Annotated in this window: 13 protein-coding genes; 4 read left to right on the top strand and 9 right to left on the bottom strand. The window is 37.3% G+C overall.

Annotation, left to right across the window (positions count from 1 at the left end):
* Window positions 1–10: 10 nt before the first annotated feature.
* The 8 genes from lepB to DWW10_RS16400 form a co-directional block, all read right to left on the bottom strand.
* Complete coding sequence (lepB, locus tag DWW10_RS16435) at window positions 11–886, bottom strand: signal peptidase I (RefSeq protein WP_118420720.1); 876 nt, start codon at window positions 884–886, stop codon at window positions 11–13.
* Between the two features lie 21 nt (window positions 887–907).
* Window positions 908–2,062 (bottom strand): TolB-like 6-bladed beta-propeller domain-containing protein, encoded by a 1,155-nt coding sequence (locus DWW10_RS16430; RefSeq protein WP_259320497.1) that lies wholly within the window; start codon window positions 2,060–2,062, stop codon window positions 908–910.
* Window positions 2,059–2,919: a DUF1573 domain-containing protein gene (locus DWW10_RS16425; RefSeq protein ID WP_118420721.1), complete on the bottom strand. Its 861-nt coding sequence runs from the start codon at window positions 2,917–2,919 to the stop codon at window positions 2,059–2,061. The genes DWW10_RS16430 and DWW10_RS16425 overlap by 4 nt, the downstream gene beginning before the upstream one ends.
* Before the next feature lie 42 nt (window positions 2,920–2,961).
* Entirely contained in the window at window positions 2,962–4,068 is a 1,107-nt protein-coding gene (locus tag DWW10_RS16420; protein ID WP_118420722.1) for a BF3164 family lipoprotein, read from the bottom strand.
* Between the two features lie 62 nt (window positions 4,069–4,130).
* Complete coding sequence (locus DWW10_RS16415; RefSeq protein WP_118420723.1) at window positions 4,131–5,669, bottom strand: BF3164 family lipoprotein; 1,539 nt, start codon at window positions 5,667–5,669, stop codon at window positions 4,131–4,133.
* 69 nt (window positions 5,670–5,738) lie between these two features.
* Complete coding sequence (locus DWW10_RS16410) at window positions 5,739–6,599, bottom strand: DUF1573 domain-containing protein (RefSeq protein WP_118420724.1); 861 nt, start codon at window positions 6,597–6,599, stop codon at window positions 5,739–5,741.
* Window positions 6,600–6,629: 30 nt separating this feature from the next.
* The gene (locus DWW10_RS16405; RefSeq protein WP_118420725.1) at window positions 6,630–7,748 is read right to left on the bottom strand and encodes a BF3164 family lipoprotein; all 1,119 of its coding nucleotides are present in this window, start codon (window positions 7,746–7,748) and stop codon (window positions 6,630–6,632) included.
* Between the two features lie 104 nt (window positions 7,749–7,852).
* Window positions 7,853–8,158 (bottom strand): NVEALA domain-containing protein, encoded by a 306-nt coding sequence (locus tag DWW10_RS16400; RefSeq protein WP_118420726.1) that lies wholly within the window; start codon window positions 8,156–8,158, stop codon window positions 7,853–7,855.
* A gap of 279 nt (window positions 8,159–8,437) precedes the next feature.
* On the opposite strand from DWW10_RS16400, the gene DWW10_RS16395 reads away from it, so the two are divergent.
* Both DWW10_RS16395 and DWW10_RS16390 read left to right on the top strand, forming a co-directional pair.
* Entirely contained in the window at window positions 8,438–10,357 is a 1,920-nt protein-coding gene (locus DWW10_RS16395) for a transglutaminase domain-containing protein (RefSeq protein WP_118420727.1), read from the top strand.
* 301 nt (window positions 10,358–10,658) lie between these two features.
* Window positions 10,659–11,450 (top strand): DUF6266 family protein, encoded by a 792-nt coding sequence (locus tag DWW10_RS16390; protein ID WP_118420728.1) that lies wholly within the window; start codon window positions 10,659–10,661, stop codon window positions 11,448–11,450.
* An 82-nt stretch (window positions 11,451–11,532) separates the two neighbouring features.
* On the opposite strand, the gene DWW10_RS16385 is transcribed toward DWW10_RS16390, so the two are convergent.
* Complete coding sequence (locus tag DWW10_RS16385) at window positions 11,533–11,724, bottom strand: hypothetical protein (protein ID WP_118420729.1); 192 nt, start codon at window positions 11,722–11,724, stop codon at window positions 11,533–11,535.
* A 24-nt stretch (window positions 11,725–11,748) separates the two neighbouring features.
* On the opposite strand from DWW10_RS16385, the gene DWW10_RS16380 reads away from it, so the two are divergent.
* Both DWW10_RS16380 and DWW10_RS16375 read left to right on the top strand, forming a co-directional pair.
* On the top strand, window positions 11,749–14,574 hold the full coding sequence (locus DWW10_RS16380; protein ID WP_118420730.1) for a two-component regulator propeller domain-containing protein: 2,826 nt from the start codon (window positions 11,749–11,751) through the stop codon (window positions 14,572–14,574).
* Between the two features lie 228 nt (window positions 14,575–14,802).
* Complete coding sequence (locus DWW10_RS16375) at window positions 14,803–17,808, top strand: SusC/RagA family TonB-linked outer membrane protein (RefSeq protein WP_118420731.1); 3,006 nt, start codon at window positions 14,803–14,805, stop codon at window positions 17,806–17,808.
* Window positions 17,809–17,810: the final 2 nt, after the last annotated feature.

Below are 17,810 nucleotides of genomic sequence, written 5' to 3'. Positions count from 1 at the left end.
CACAGCTTTATCACTCCACTTTTTTTAATATTCTATCCCAGCGTATCTCATTTGTATCCCAATCCACCGACTTCCATATCCGGATAGCTTTACCTACGATAAACGGTTCCGGTAGCAATCCCCAATAACGGGAATCCCGTGAATTCAGAACCTTATCACCAGCAACAAAGTAATAGTTTTCCCGAAAACAATAACTCCATATCGCACTATCACCCAGTAAAACAGTATCGCCCCTCAGTTGTAACTTCGTTTTTTGCTCCCATTCTATCAGATTCCGATAAACCAATTTAGTCTTTGGAGTCATAAATATTGTATCTCCTTTAGCAGGAATATATAAAGGACCAAAATCTCTAACATTCCATCCCAATAACCCGCTATAAGGATAACATCTTGTCACAAGGCCTTGTTCCTTAGCCCTACCTGACTCCAATAAGCTCAGTAAATACTCTTGCGATGAAAGATTCCCGAGAATATCTTTACAATTCCGTACATGATAACGACCGTTCCGTATTTCAAAGGTATCTCCCGGAAGAGCAACACAACGCTTCACATAGTATTTCATCACATCAAATGTAATGCTATCCCAGCGATCCGGATAAGGAAGGTTGAACACCAATATATCATTTCTCTTAAAACTTCTCCAACCGGGCATACGATGAATTGTTACCGGCTTTTTATCTATAGCATCAAGAACGTTGAACAGCCTAGCTCCTTTCGAGCATTTATTCACCCAGATATAATCTCCAGCTAATAAAGAAGGTTCCATTGAGTCAGAAGGTATCTTAAATGAAGTAAACATAAATATCTGTATCAGAAGTAATATTATAGCGATAATACAACAACCATAAACAATATTCACCACTATTTTACTCCATTTTTTAATCATACATCAATCTATCCCTTCGTTTTAATCAAAAACTTCATTTAAATCTAAATAAAAGACCTCATCCACTTTTGGACTCGTCAGATATAATCTATCTCTGGCCGAATCTACCCACATCTGATCAAGACCATAATCAGTCTCTATTTCCTGTACAAAATTTCCATCCCAGTCGAATACATGAATCGTATTAACATAAGGAGTATCAAAACGCCCCCAAGACTCCTTTCCCCAATATAAAGCATAAATATAGTTATCGTCTGCTTGTACCCCAATATAATAGATATTATATACATCTTTCTCGTCTTCAAAGATAGAAAAATCAGGGGCCCCCTTCATACGAAATCCAACAACTTGACCTGTCTCAACATCTAAAATATTCAATTGTGGAAGATAAAGCATAGCTTGCACTACTTTAGTACCATCTGGCTTACAAGCATCATTAGAACTAGAAAAAGTTTGAGCCGTAGTAGGGGAATCTCTATTTATTATTGACTTCTTATAGATTGAGTAATTCTTCAACAACTTATTTGTATTAATTGTCCGTTGCTGATAGAACGGTAAAGTAGCATCTCCTCCACCTAATGGAACAGACTGAACCTTAGCGAGCAAAGTATTATCTTTTTGAAAAAAGAAAGAACTATAAAGGGCACCTTTATTCTCTTTTTCAGGAACATACGAAATAATAGCATCAATAATAGTTGTGCCTTGCTTAACCGATTGAGTTATATTCCAAACAAACAGTTTTTCTTCATAAATCCCCAATAACAATGTCTTCAACTCATCATTTTCTTTAAAAAAATTAAATATTTTATGACAGTCTGCAAGTTCATCAGGCCCTCCTCCTTTATTACAAAAAGCACCTAACTCTTCTCCAGTATCTGTATTGAATACATTAAAAAAGTGATTTGTCAATTTCGGATTTCTAAAAATCATAAGTGAATCATCTACTGATAACCAGCCAAAATTTGTCCCATTCAATTGAATGGCTTTTAATGTGATTTTCTTCATACTTTCAAGAACTTCAAAGTTCCGGATTTCTCCATTAAAATACAGGTTATCATTATTCTTATGACAACTAATACAAATTGCCAATATTGCCACAAAACAAAAGACTTCCCCAATTCTCCTCATATTTTCATTTTTTGTTTCTTCACTGCAACTGCATTTTCTACCTATCATTCTGAATTTCCCACTATTCTCAGTATTATCGGAGAAGATTTTATATTACAATGTATTGCTATCGTTTTATTAAAATACTCTGCCTGTTCAGCTTCATAAATAACAGTTATTTCTAATTTCTCCCCTGGAGGAATAGGCTTCTTGACATATCTGGTCTTCATACACCCACAAGAAGTGGTAATATCTTGAACAATCAAAGGCGCCTCACCTATATTAGTTAAGACAAAGCTACGTTCTTGAATTTCCGAATGCATAAAAGAGCCAAAATCCAACTTCAAGTTATCAATAGCAACTTCCGTCATTGAAGTAGTAGTTGTTTTTGAGATATTGCCCGCCAGTATTTTAAGATATAATTCTTTCACTTTAGGATTCAGAATTGGATTACCAATGGCTATTATCTTATTTTTTTTATTTAATAGAAATGTCTGAAAAGCTCTCTCCGAAGGAAAATGGTTCAAAATATTGAACTTATCAGAGACATCAAGACAGACGGGATGAGTAAAGGTATCACGACGTATTATGTAACGCAGATCTTCAATATTCTTTGGATGGAAATAAAATACAAATGGAACACTAGCATTCATCAAAGTATCTACTTCATACATAAATCTCCTCCAACGTGGCAAGTGTAATTTACACCCTGTACATCCAACAGAATCTATATAAGAAACAATCTTATAATTAGCATCTGAAAAAGAAAAAGATACCGTATCTCTTCCTTGAACTGTAAAAATGGAGTGAGCAGGAAAAACGATTTCCTTATCTTCCCACTTATTTACCAGTTGAGTAATATCATCTCTTCTATCCTTACAAGAATAAAAGCAAGAGATTGTCAGTAATAAATATAAATATCTCATAGATAATTACACCTAAAATTCCATCATACGCTATTGAACAACCTAATCCCAAATACTATCCAGATCCAAATAAAAGATATCATCAACCTTAGGACTAGTTACATACAGCCTATTCCTTGTTGGATCTATCCACATCTGATCAATACCTCGATCAGTTTCTATCTTCTGTACTAAGTTTCCATACCAATCATAAACATGAATGATATTCATATATGGAACTTCAAAATGTTTCCAGCGTTCCTTTCCCCAATATAATGTATAAATGTAATTATCATCTGCCTGCACTCTTGTATAATACTTCTTTATTTCTCCAGTGCCTTCAAATATAGTAAAATCCGGCCCTCCTTTCATACGGTAACCTACAGTTTGCCCTGTTTCCACATCTAAGATATTCAATTGCGGAAGATTAACCATAGCTTGCACAACTTTAGTTCTATCCGGCTTAAAAGCATCATTAGAATAGAAAAAAGACTCTGGTAAAATAGATGCCTCACTATTTTTAACTGATTTCTTGTAACTTGAATAGCTCTCCAACAGCTTATTTGTGTCAAATGTCCGCTTCTGATAAATCGGTAAAGTGGCTTCTTCATCACTAAGTGGGAAAGATTGTAACTCAGCAATTAACGTATTTTCATTCAGAAGAAACATTAGGAGATAAGGAGCACCATCATTCTCTGCCCTCCAAGTATATGGAATAATTCGATCCATGATAGTTGTACTCTGCCTAATCGACTGAGTTATATTCCAGACAAATAATTTCTCTTCATTAGGAGCAAAAAGTAGAGTTTTTAATTCGCCTCCTTCTTTAAAAAATTGAAAGATCGGAGCAAAAGTAGAAACTTCTTCAGGACCTCCTCCTTTATTACCAAAAGTTCCTATTTCTTTTCCGGTATCTATATTAAATATATTATAAAAACGATCTGTCAACTTGGGATTTAAGAAAAACATGAGTGAGTCATATGTCGATAGCCATCCGAAATTTGCTCCATCCAAAGGGACAACTTTCAATGTAACCTTTTTCACGTTTTTAATGCCATCTTCAATAGTTCGTATTTCACCATTGAAATACGTACTGTCATCATTTTTATGACAACTTACACAAGTAGTCAAAATTATCACAAGACAAAGTATCTCTCTAATTCTTTCCATATTTTCTATTTAGAAGTTCTCTATTTTTTCAGCTAAAATCAATAATCGCAGCAATATTTACCTTATTTGAGTCTTAATGAAGATAACATTCTTTCTATGTCCTGCGATAAAGGAGGGATAAACTGTATGGATTCATCACCTCCATTTTCCATAAATATAGAAAACTTTATTATTTTATTTGTTTGTTTCTGAATGTAATCACAGTATCTCGCTTGAGTAACATTTCCATAATAGTCTTTCAAAGATTGAGAACGAGCTACACGTATAACAGACCTTTTATCAATATCCAGTGTATCTATTCTTTTAGCTGTTTCTATCGAAATAATCTCCCGCATCTTTTTATTTAAGTCAGCCTTCTCATCAGAGGGAGCATAATAAGTCAAAGATATTCCACCCAACGACTTATATTTACCCCGCTTCTTCAATTCACCACTTGCAAGATTAACAATATTCATAATATAGCCATCTTTCTCAAATGTGGCATTAACTGTCTCTTCTCGAGCAAAATGATAATTACCCATTGGTATTATTGAATAGAAATCATTTGAAATACTAGATGATGCCATGCTATTATCCGAATTCATATCAGGCAATTTAAACTTATAAATTCTATTAATATCTGCCTCAGAAAAAGAAACGGCATAAAATTCCTTATACGCTTCAGATACCGCAAAACTTATAATCGGTTTATTTACAATAATCCTACGCAACAACTCACCATCCCAGTTAAAGACAAGAATCTCAGGGCGAAAAGCATCTATATCTCTTTCAACAGCTTGTTTACTTTTACATATCCACATTACATAAATATACTTTTCCGTTGCATATGGCTCAGTAAAGTAAATTACTTTAGGGTCAAATTGAGTCTTATCTTGTTCTATTTCAACAGTTTTAAGCATCTGCATATTACTATTATAAATTTTAAAGACAGGCCGATGATAATAAAATGCTGCAAATCGTTGTAAAGACTCATTTGTACAAATAGATTTTGATAAATAAGCATCCAAATCTTGAATACTAACTTCATTTTTCTTCTTATCTATTCTCCCAAACTTTGTCTCTTTTTTAGTCTTAAGATCTAGCAGACAAAATTCCTCATCATTTTTATTAAAGTCATTATTACAGATATACAAAGACTGCTTCAAACACTTGAAGTTATTAATTGGATTGACTGAAGTCAATACCAAATCATGAGATTTATCATCTGACTTAATTTTTAGAAACGAAGAATCTGTGACATAATAATGATGAAGCTTATTCCGATATAAAATTTCCAAATCATCTCCAACATTGATTGTTTCTTTATCAAGCAAATGAAACTCATCTGGACCGCCTCCTTTTTTGCCAAACGAATAACAATAATCTAGTGTAGGTATTTTAAAAACTTTGAAAAGTTCTTCCTTTACATCATCAAAAACGATTAATTTATTACCAATCACATATAATTTAGCAGGCCTATACATATCCATTGGAAACTCAGAAAATGAGCCTTCCAGATAATCAGCATCCCCTTTTAACAGAATCTTACTTAGCTCATCTGCATTCTTACATGATAGTAGAAGTAAAAAAGAAATATATAATATTTTATTTCTAAAACGCATAACGGATCATAATTAAACAAGTAATGAACATAAAGGAATTCATTACTCATGCTTCATCTTTTTATTTACTTATTCTGCACTTCCCTCTATCTTCAGCATGATCGGAGAAGATACTATATTACAATACACTGTTATCGTTTTATTAAAATACTCCGCTTTTTCAGCTTTATAAATAACAGTTATCTCTAATTTGCCTCCAGGTGGGACAGGGCTTTTATCATATCTCACCTTCATACAACCACAAGAAGTTATAATATCTTGAATAATCAAAGGTGTCTCGCCTCTATTAGTTAAAACAAAGCTACGTTCTTGAATTTCTGAATACATAAAAGAACCAAAATCTAACTTCAATTTATCAAGAGTGACTTCCGTCATTGAAGTAGTAGTTGTTTTTGAAATATTACCCGTCAATATTTTAAGATATAGTTCTTTCACTTTAGGATTGAGGATTGGATTGCCAATAGCTATTATCTTATTTTCTCTATCTAATAGAAACGTCTGAAAAGCTCTTTCTGAAGGAAAATGGTTCAAAGCATTGAACTCATCAGATACATCAAAACAAACGGGATGAGTAAAGGCATCACGACGTGTTATATAACACAGGTCTTCAATATTTTTTGGATGGAAATAGAACACAAATGGAACACTATTATTCATCAAAGTATCCACCTTATACATAAATCTCCTCCAACGCGGCAAATGCAATTTACACCCCGTACAGCCAACTGAATCTATATAAGAGACAATCTTATAATCGGCACCTGAAAAAGAAAAGAGTACTGTATCTTCTCCTTGAACAGTAAATATGGAGTGAGCAGGAAAGACTATTTCTTTTCCTTCCCATTCATTTACTAGTCGAGTGATATTATCTCTTCTATCCTTGCAAGAATAAAAACAAGAGGTTATCAGCAACAAATATAAACACCTCATAGATAATTATTTACAAAACAGCATTATACATTATTGAACAACCTCACCCAAGATACCATCCAAATCCAAATAAAAAACGTCATCCACCTTAGGACTCGTTACATACAGCCTGTTTCTTGTTGGATCTATCCATATTGCATCAAGACCACGATCCACCTCAATTGCCTGCACAAAATTCCCATTCCAGTCAAATACATGGATTGTATTAACATATGGAACATCAAATCGTCCCCATGACTCTTTTCCCCAATATAATGCATAAATATAGTTATCGTCTGCTTGTACCCCAATATAATAGATATTATATACATCTTTCTCGTCTTCAAAGATAGAAAAATCAGGGGCCCCCTTCATACGAAATCCAACAACTTGACCTGTCTCAACATCTAAAATATTCAATTGTGGGAGGTAGAGCATAGCTTGTACCACTTTAGTACCATCTAGTTTGCAAGCATCATTAGAACTGGAAAAGGTTTGAGCCGTAGTAGGAGAGTCTCTATCTTTTACTGATTGCTTATAAATCGAATAATTTTTCAATAACTTATTTGTATCAATTGTCCGTTGTTGATAGAACGGTAAAGTAGCATCTCCATTACCTAATGGCACAGATTGAACCTTAGCAAGCAAAGTATTATCTTTTTGAAAAAAGAAAGAACCATAGGGAGCACTTTTATTGTCTTTTTCAGAGGCATACGAAATAATAGTATCAATAACAGTAGTGCCTTGCTTAACCGATTGAGTTATATTCCAAATGAACATTTTTTCTTCATAATTTTCCAATAATAAAGTCTTTAGATCATCACCTTCTTTAAAAAAATTAAAAATTTTGTGACAATCAGAAAGTTCATCAGGACCTCCCCCCTTATTGCAAAAAGTACCTAATTCTTCACCATTATCGACATTAAATATGCTAAAAAATCGATTTACTAATTTAGGATTTCTAAAAATCATAAGTGAATCAAATACTGCCAACCACCCAAAGTTAGCTCCATCTAATGAGATGGTTTCTAATGTGACTTTTTTCGTGCTTCCAAGAACTTCAAAATTTCGGATTTCCCCATTAAAATACATGTTGTCATTCTTCTTGTTACAACTAATGCAAATACTTAAGATCAGCACAAAACAAAATACCTCCTTAATTCTTTTCATATTTTCAATTCAGTTTAGTAATTAGACATCCTATAAAAGTAATATTGGCTTCTTTGTGTATTTCATCACATAGAAGAAGCCAATATCAATCTTTGAGAATATAATTATTTAGTACACCGATCTTGTGCAGATTTTAAATAATTACCCCATGATTGCGATGATGGACACGGATAAATTTTACTATCACTAGTTTCTTTATCGCAAAAAGATTGATAGCTATATTCACCATAAAATGCTTGTTCCAAAAAACAAAAACCAGCGTCGGTTCCTTCACTACTACTAGCCAATGCCTCTACATTCTCCAATGCCAAATACGATAATCTAGCATGATTCTTCACACTTTTTACTCCATAGCCAGCAATCACTAAAAATGCAAGGGCAAATATCCCTCCAAAAACACTTTTCTTCATAATAAATAAAAATTAAATTTACAATATAAATCAACAACTATTCTGCCCCCTATTCTTTTAAACTCCTCCACACTATAAAATTTCACCCAATGCCAGAATATTATTTCCCAGCATCATTTTTATACAAAAGTAGAGAAGAATACTGAAACCGCCCATGCCCATACTCGCCAAAACTATATACAAACCAGTAATACACGGTAAAGTATACATATTTGGCAAGAGTAGGCATATACAAATGATGTATTCTACTCTATTTTTGTCGTCTACAAAAAATATATTATGGAGAACAAATCATTCAAACAGATCTGTACCCTCAGTATTATCCTGCTTTTTACAGTGATCTCATGCAAAGAGGAAAACCACCGTCTGGAATATGCCTTGGATTTTGCCGGAGACAATCGTACTGAACTAATAAAAGTTTTGGAACACTACAGCAAAGATTCACTAAAATCAAAGGCTGCTCATTTTCTCATAGAAAATATGCCGTACTATTTTAGTTATACTGGTCATATATTAGACAGCATAAAAGCCATCAAAGCAAGTGTTGATGAGAATGGGAAATTACCAGATGATAAGGTGAATCCTTTAAAAGGTTTCAGATACGACAATCTCCCCAAAACATATGATGCCCATGTAATAACAGCTGATTACCTGATAGAGAATATAGATCTGGCTTTTGAAGAATGGGAGAAAAGACCATGGAATAAATATTTTACGTTCGATGATTTTTGCGAACTTATCCTTCCTTACCGGATAGACAATGAACCACTGGAGAGATGGAGATCTGATTATCATAAAAAATTCGCATTCCTTTTGGACTCTATATATACAGGATCAGATATCATTAAAGCCTCCAATGTCATAGGACAATATCTAAGAAATGAAAAATTCATTTTCAACCGTAATCTGAACTTGCCGCACCTGGGAGCCCAATTCTTATTAAAGTATCGAGTAGGAAAATGTGTAGATTCTTGTGACTACCTGATATACATATTACGTTCATTAGGCATCCCTGCTGCAGTAGATGAACTCCCCCTTTCACCAGACAATTTGACAGGACACACTTGGAATGTAGTGTTAGATACCACGCAACGCTACATTCCGTTCTGGTTTACAGAAGAAGATGCAGTGAGACATGATAAATATGAAGATGGAAGAAAGAAAGGCAAAGTATTACGAAAGTGCTTCGGTATGCAACCGGAAACATTTGAAGGCATACTTCAAGACCCAAAAGTTCCATCATTTTTTAAGAATTTCTTTAAAAAAGATGTCAGTGCAGAATATTTTGAGAGCAGCCATGAAGTTCCTTCCGAAGATTCATCCGAAAAATACATGTATATCGGGGTTTTTAGTCCTGAAGGATGGCTACCTATTGATATGACAAAAGTGGTTGACAAAAAAGCTACTTTCCGAAATATAGAACCTGATATTGCCTATCAGCCTCTTTATTATAACGGGCTAGAATATCGGCCAGCAGGATATCCTTTTGTACTGAAAGGAGATTCTTCCATAACCTTTATACCCGATAGAGATAACTACGAAAGTATCACTGTGACCCGTAAATGCCCACTTTACTTACGAGTAGTCAAGCATATGGTAAAAGTGGTGGGGGCAAAGATATATAGTTCAGAATCAGAGAGCTTCAAACAAAAACAATTATTATATCATATTGTAGATACTCCAAAAGTCAGCGTGAATAAAGTATACCTTCATACTCCTGTAAAATGCAGATATATCCGCTATACTGCCCCGGACGAGCGATTCCTTGAAATCGCCGATCTGGATTTTTATTACAAAAAGCAACTGGTGGACCCTGTGGATATCAGCGAAAATAATTATGAAGGACAGCTTCCTCCAGAGAAATTACAAGAATGTCTGGATCATAATCCTTTAACTTGGATTGTTTCCAAGCAAAAAGGAAGTTGGATCACCATCGATTTTGGAAAAGACGTGTATATAGATTGCTTGACCTATACACCACGCAATGATGACAATTTCATACGAATAGGAGATGTTTATGAAATTGGGTACAATGATGGATATGAGGGTTGGAAATATATCTCCAGACAAAAAGCTCAAACAGATACCCTTGTTTTTGATAGTATTCCGAAAAATACATTACTTCATCTCCGGGACTTAACCAGAGGGAAAGAAGAGAAAGTTTTCTATATCCAAAATGGGAAACAGACTTTTCCATAAAACGACAAATCTTCTATTTATCCAAACCATACCCGGGCTATACTTGCTCCGTACAATCTCCACTCAGAGGTACCTCTATGTGGAGAAAGTATGGATTTGATACGGAGCAAGTGTATGCCAAGTAAGAAGCAGATATTTTAAGCCATCAACCCCAAGCAAGAATAGCCAACTAAGCAAATCGCTGCAAACGGACGCAAAAATTACATTCATGAGGACAAACCGCTAAAATCGTTTGGTTGAAGGAAATATAAATGTATACCTTTACGTCAGAAACAGAATAACCAATTCAAAATGCGACATCATGGGAATTATAAATCAAGGCATACTCGGAGGCTTCTCCGGCAAAGTGGGACCGGTAGTAGGGTTTCACTGGAAATCAAAATACTACATACGTGCACGGGCGGCCAAAGTCAGCAATCCGCGCACACTGAAACAGCAGGAACAGAGAGGTAAGTTTGCCACGGCATTCAGTTTCCTGAAAACCATGAAGCCTTTTATTCGTATCGGCTATAAGGAATTTACACAGGAAAAGTCCGCATTCAATGCTGCCATGTCCTATACACTGAAAAGAGCCGTGACGGGTAACGGAAAAGAAATCTCGATTGACTTCAACCGGGCATTGGTTTCTATGGGAACCCTAATGCCCATATTCGAGGGAACGACCACACAGAATGAGGATAAAATATACTTTAATTGGCAGGACAATAGCGGAATGGGAAATGCAGAAGATACGGATATAGCCATGCTACTGGTGTATAACAAAAATAAAGAAACAGCCGTTTACGATACGGAAGCCGCCCTACGTTCCGGTTGTCACGCCGTGCTGCAACTTCCAGCTGACTGGCAGAACGATGAACTGATTGCCTACCTTAGCTTTTGTAGTGCCGACGGAAACTGTGTATCCAATAGTGTCTGCTTACCAATCTCAATCTATGAAACACTTGAAAATAAAGAAGAAACACCAATGGAAATTACCGATGCAGTACACGAAAAAAAGCTACTTACACAAAAAATAAAGTTTCAATCGCATATAACGATACATTCATCTCCTGCTCCTTACGATAACCTGCAGACATACAGGTGCGAAACCTAACAGGATATTCTCACGCTTTAACAACAAAAAACCTCGGATACCAGAGACACAGACTCTCCACATCCGGCTTTTGGCATTGTTTTTATGTCAACTTTGTACTCGCCAACATCAAGGCAGCATTGCTATCATTCAGTTCGCAAACGCTCTTTTGGATATTACTACCGGAAGCATTACTCTTGAAGTTCCGGTAGGTACGTAAATCATATTTTCGTTTTCTTTCTTGCGAGTTCAAGATTTTCTTGATAACTTTCCACTTTGTTTCTTCTAAATCCAAAGCATATTCTAAAGAATACAGACTATGAAAAACAGATATATCACAGCCCTTTGTGCCATTCTATTTCCATTATTCGTTTTCGCTCAGCAGATAATGGATTTGCCTCAACTACCTCAATTGCCGATACATTCTGTACATCGTATCTTTCAAGATAAAGAAGGATATATCTGGTACGGCACTTCCGACGGCTTATGCCGGGATGACGGATACAGTGTTCAGATATTCCGTTCCGACTTGCACACCCGCCAAGTGATGCAAAGTAATCTGATATGGACCATAGCTGAAGATATGCAAAACCGGCTTTGGCTGGGGACCGGTAAAGGAGTTTATATACTCGACAAGGCCACCTTTCGTATTCATCCACTAAACTTTCCCGATATAAAGGATGAAAAGATAATCACTATAAACTCTACGTCCGATGGAAATATGTGGGTAGGAGTTTCCAACAAGCTATATCAGTTTTCACCGGATGGAACCCTGAAAACGTCATATCCCATAGATAAAGGATATGGCAGAGTTGATTTCTTTTATGAAGATAAAGAGCATCAGATATGGATCTGTATCGGAGGTGCGGGCCTACATAAATTGCACAAAGAAAGCCACGAAATAGAAAGCTTCTCTCAACAGGAAACTGCATACGAAAACTTTATCATTCAGGACAAAAGCCTGAAATATTATTGGGTAGGCACATGGGGGGACGGTATAAAACGTTTTGATCCCAAGGCAGGTAAAGATTCCATGTACACCTTTCAGCCAGCTACGCATAGGCAGCAGAATGATATGGATGACTATGTGCTCAACATGGTGCAAGATGATGTCTATAGCTATATTTGGGTAACTACACTAAATAATCTTTTGGCATTTAGAATGAATTCGCAAGGCTTGTTGGAACAGGTAGATACTTCCTCTTTCCTGCCACAGGAAAATAAGATGCTGAGTGAGGTCATAAAGGATCAAGATAAAAACCTGTGGGTAGCCGCTTATGACCAGAAGAGCTTTATCATCAATCTTCAGGATAGCTATATCAGCGAGTATAAAATACCCGCTTTACAGCGAAGAATTAACGGAAATCCGGCCATAGTATCCCTTTGCAAAGATGATGATAATATTTTCTGGCTATCACAAGATCGATATGGAATATGCCTATATTCTCCCGACCGGGATATAATAGTACATTACAATGATTGTAAAGGTACCCAAAATCACCCCTTACAAGTCATACCTTACCTCATAAAGTCAAAGAAGAAAGGGAAAATATGGGCCATGACTGAAGACAATAGGGTATATGGAGTTACACAAGTCAATTTATCGATGAACATGGAGGAAGCGATTCACTTGAGAACCATTACAGACAACCCCGGTACGCTCGAAACAATTTACGAAGATGCAACAGGAAATCTTTGGATGGGGACCACGACCGGTCTGTTTGTTTACGACCCAGAAAACAAACGGCTTGAAATGCTGGATGCCATCAAAGGGAATGTCGGGGGAATTACCGAAACAACCGATGGGGCCGTGTGGGCCTGTGTAAGTAGAAAAGGCGTGTACAAAATAGAAAAAAACAAAACCACTCAATTCTTTCCGAACGATAAAGATCTGTCTTGCATAGATGCCACCTCTGATGGTAAATTATGGATTGGAACCTTTTCCAGTGAAATATTATGCCTGGACCCCTTGGCAGAAAACGGCTATACAGACTACAGCCAGCTATGTGATATGAAGGGCGATGTACTGGAAATGATTCTGGTAGATTCCTTTAATCATGTATGGATTTTAACGAATCAGCAGGTGAAAGAATTTAATCCGCGAAACAACGTATTCTTCAATTATACTGCTCCCCGGAAATCATTCTTATTAGACCGTTTTCTACCTCGTGCAGCTTATAAAGCAGCCGATAATACGATGTACTTTGGCGGTATTCCGGGCTTTATTTCGATCCAGGCGAGTAACAGACTCGAAAGCATACCTAAACCGGTAAAACCGATTATTACCAATATAAAAGTAGGTGATGAGTCTTTGCTTTTCGATGAACACTATCCCCTGTCGGATGGTAGAGACGTCGAAATCGGAGCGGATGGTTATAATATCCAAATCTGTTTCTCGACCCTTGACTATTGGAATGCTTCTCAGATCAGATATGCCTACAAACTATCAGGAGTAGATGATGACTGGAATTATCCGACAAACGGAAAGAATACAGCATTTTATAACCGTCTGGATAAAGGAAAACACATCTTGCAAGTAAAAGCAACCGACGAAAACGGTCTGTGGAGTAATCAGGTGGCAACAATCACCATCTACAAACTGCCGGCCTGGTATGAAACCTGGTGGGCCTATACTATCTATTTCCTCATCTTCGCCGGCTTTGCTTGGAATATGCTCTATCTTTACCTGCAAAAAGTAAAACGGGGTAACAATAGAAAAATGTTCGAACAGGTAACTGAGGTGAAAATGCTATATGCAGAGCCTTCCCAAAAAACGCCCGACATTGAAATAAATCACCTGAAGACGCTATCTCAGGACGAACAACTCATACTAAGAGCATTAGAAGTAGTGGAGGCTAACTTAGGAGACCCCGGTTTCGATGTATCCAAACTGGCCGGGCAACTAAATATTACCCGTGCTACATTTTCACGCAAGCTGAAAGCCATTACCGGGCAAACCGCATTGGAATTTATCCGCAGCATTAAAATGAAGCATGCATGCATCATGCTCCAAAACCCGAATATAACGGTTTCCGAAGTAATTATTGCGTTGGGATATAGCGACCATAAACATTTTACAACGACCTTCAAAGATGCTTTCGGAATGACTCCCAGCGAATTTCAGAAAAAGAACAAACCATCGTAATATACCATAGGGGCATTTTAAACATACAGCAGGGGGTATTTGAACAAAATGCCCCCTGTTGCATTTGTACCCACTTTATGCAGAAAATACCACCATTGACTTTCTCGCTTCTGACTTTTCTTTGTGAATGTAAAAAACAGGCACTAATTAAGTCATTCATTCATAGTCATAAATTGAAATGCACACAAATGGGTTGCCTGTATGTATTAATCTTAATCCTAATTATTCATGAAACATTTAAGAATCGGACTTGGGGGAAAAACTGTATTTACCCAACTCTTTATCCTGGTGCTGTTTGCCGGCATTTCAATGGCCGCCCACGCACAAACGGTTGTAAAAGGAAACATTAACGACCCACAGGGAGAACCTGTTATCGGAGCAAGTGTTATCGAAAAAGGCACCTCTAACGGAGTCATAACAGACTTCAACGGCAATTTCTCTTTAAATGTCACCTCGCCCACTGCAACACTACTCATCAGCTATGTAGGCTACGTACCACAGGAAGTTTCCGCTAATGGTACCTCCCCACTAAAAGTAGTAATGGTTGAAGATTCCAAAATGCTGGATGAAATAGTCGTTATCGGCTATGGAGTACAACGTAAAGGCGATGTTACAAGTTCGGTTGCATCCGTCAAAGCCGAGTCATTCAATAAAGGTATGTCACAGGATATAGGCCAGTTGATACAGGGAAAAGTTGCCGGATTGAGCATTTCATTAACTTCCGGTGACCCCACGGCAAGCACCCAAATGCTGTTACGCGGACGTTCTACCATCAACGGCTCGAATACCAATCCACTCGTTATTATCGATGGGGTTCCCGGTGACTTCGGAATGGTATCTCCCGAGGATATTGAAAGTATTGATGTGCTGAAAGACGGCTCTGCCGCTGCCATTTACGGAACACGTGGAACAAATGGAGTTATCATCATCACCACGAAACGCGCAAATGAATCCAACTTCAACAAGGTAGAATATAATGCTTATGTATATACCCAGACAATTGCCAGTAAAATGGATATGCTTACAGCGAGCGATTACCGGCAGCAAATTGCAGATGGCTTCAGAGATACCAGCTGGGATAAAGGGCAGGATACCGACTGGCTGGATCAGATCACACGAACCCCAATCAGCCATGTGCATAATTTGAGTTTTACCGGTGGAAACCGCACGACGAATTACCTATTGAACGTCAACTTCCGCCAGGCACAAGGAATCTTTAAAAAATCAGATAATCAAAGATTGAATGTACGGGCTAAAGTGAACCATAAAATGTTTGATGATAAACTAACTGCCAGTTTCGAGATTCTTAATACTCAAAACAAGTATTCAACCACAGGTGACGGAACCAGTTTTAATGGGTTCGTTTACCGTCAAGCTCAAATCATGAATCCTACTGCACCTGTTAAATCCGACAATGGAGCATGGTACGAAGAAACAGGATTATTTCAATACGAAAATCCCGTGGCCCGGATACAGGAGAGCGATGGAGAAAACGAACAACAGTTTTCCCGATTAAATGCAAATATTACGTACACTCCTATTTCGGACCTCACGCTGACAGGTTTGTTCTCATTCAGCAAGTATAATCAGACACGCGGTTATGCCGAAACCAAAAATCATATATCGAATATCCGTGACTCTAAAAACGGCTTCGCATCAAACGGGCAAGATTCAACAAAAGATTTACTGATGGAACTGACTGCCCAATACCAAAAAAAGATCGGGGCGCACAACTTCTCTTTATTGGGCGGATACAGTTATTCCAGTAACCAATGGTTCAACTTCTGGGTACAAAACCAGGACTTCCCGACAGACATCTTTGGTTATTCACAAATTCAACTGGGTGAAGGATTGGCCAACAAACTAAGTTCCTTATCGAGCAATAAAGGAAAAACAAACCTGATCGGATTCTTTGGTCGCGCTACCTACTCTTTCAAAGACCGTTATCTGTTTATGGGTAGTCTGCGCTACGAGGGAGCGAGCCAACTGGTAGGTACAGACAACGAATGGGGATTATTCCCTTCCGTGTCGTTTGGTTGGAGGCTGAGCGAGGAAAGTTTCATTAAATCGCTGAATATTTTTGACGACTTAAAATTGCGTATTGGTTACGGAGTCACCGGAAGCCAGCCCAAGGATTCGTTTTTAGGAAAATCGACCTTATCATATAGCGGATATTTTCTTTCCGATGGGAAATGGGTACGTACCCTTGTTCCTTCCAGAAACCCGAATCCGAACTTGAAGTGGGAAGAAAAGCACGAATGGAACGTAGGTCTTGATTTCAGCGTATTGAATCATCGCATCAGTGGTTCTGTGGATTATTATAATAGAGAAATAAAAGACCTGCTCTATAATTTCTCTGTTCCGGTTCCCCCGAATTTAGTCAATACCACCATGGCAAATGTGGGCAAACTACGCAATCGGGGTCTTGAAATATTAGTCAATTTAGTTCCGGTACAGACTAAAAACTTTACATGGAGTACAAGCATTAACTTCTCCACCAACAACGACAAATTAGTCAGTTTATCGAATGACCTCTATGAAGTGTCATCCAATTACATTTATGACGGATGGACAGGCGACCCCATACAAACCAGTACACACCGCATAGAGATTGGGGGTAAAATTGGAAACTTCTTCGGATATAAAGTCGTGGATGTGGATGAAAACGGAAAATGGATATACCTGGATGGCGAAGGTAATCGCGTGGGTTATGACGACTTCGTAGGTATGCGAAACAATGATAATAAGCACGTACTCGGAAACGGATTGCCGAAATATTATGCCGGATGGAACAACAACTTAAGGTATAAGAACTGGGATTTGGGAATCACCATGCGAGGTGCTTTCGATTATCAGATTCTCAATTTCCAACGAATGTATTATGAAAATACAGGCATCATGAACTATAACCGTTTGAAATCTTCCAAAGATAAAGTTTTTGGAAAAGCGGTGCTGAGCAAGGAAATGCCATTGGAGCTCAACAGTTATTATATAGAAAATGGAGACTTCTGGAAAATTGATAACATTACAGTGGGCTATAATTTCAAAAAGACAGGTACGCGTTTCATTAAATCCATCAGAGTATACGGCTCCTGTTCAAATGCCTTAACCCTGACCGGCTATAAAGGCATAGACCCGGAAGTGAATAGAGTGGGACTGTCTCCTGGAAACGATGATAGAGACAAGTATCCTACCACACGTACCTTTACCATTGGAACCAATATTGTATTTTAACC

This window comes from Bacteroides intestinalis (assembly GCF_003464595.1).
GTDB classification, from domain to species: Bacteria; Bacteroidota; Bacteroidia; order Bacteroidales; family Bacteroidaceae; genus Bacteroides; species Bacteroides intestinalis_A.
The sequence above is the reverse complement of the archived record's forward strand: the minus strand, read 5'-3'. Positions and strand labels throughout refer to the sequence as shown.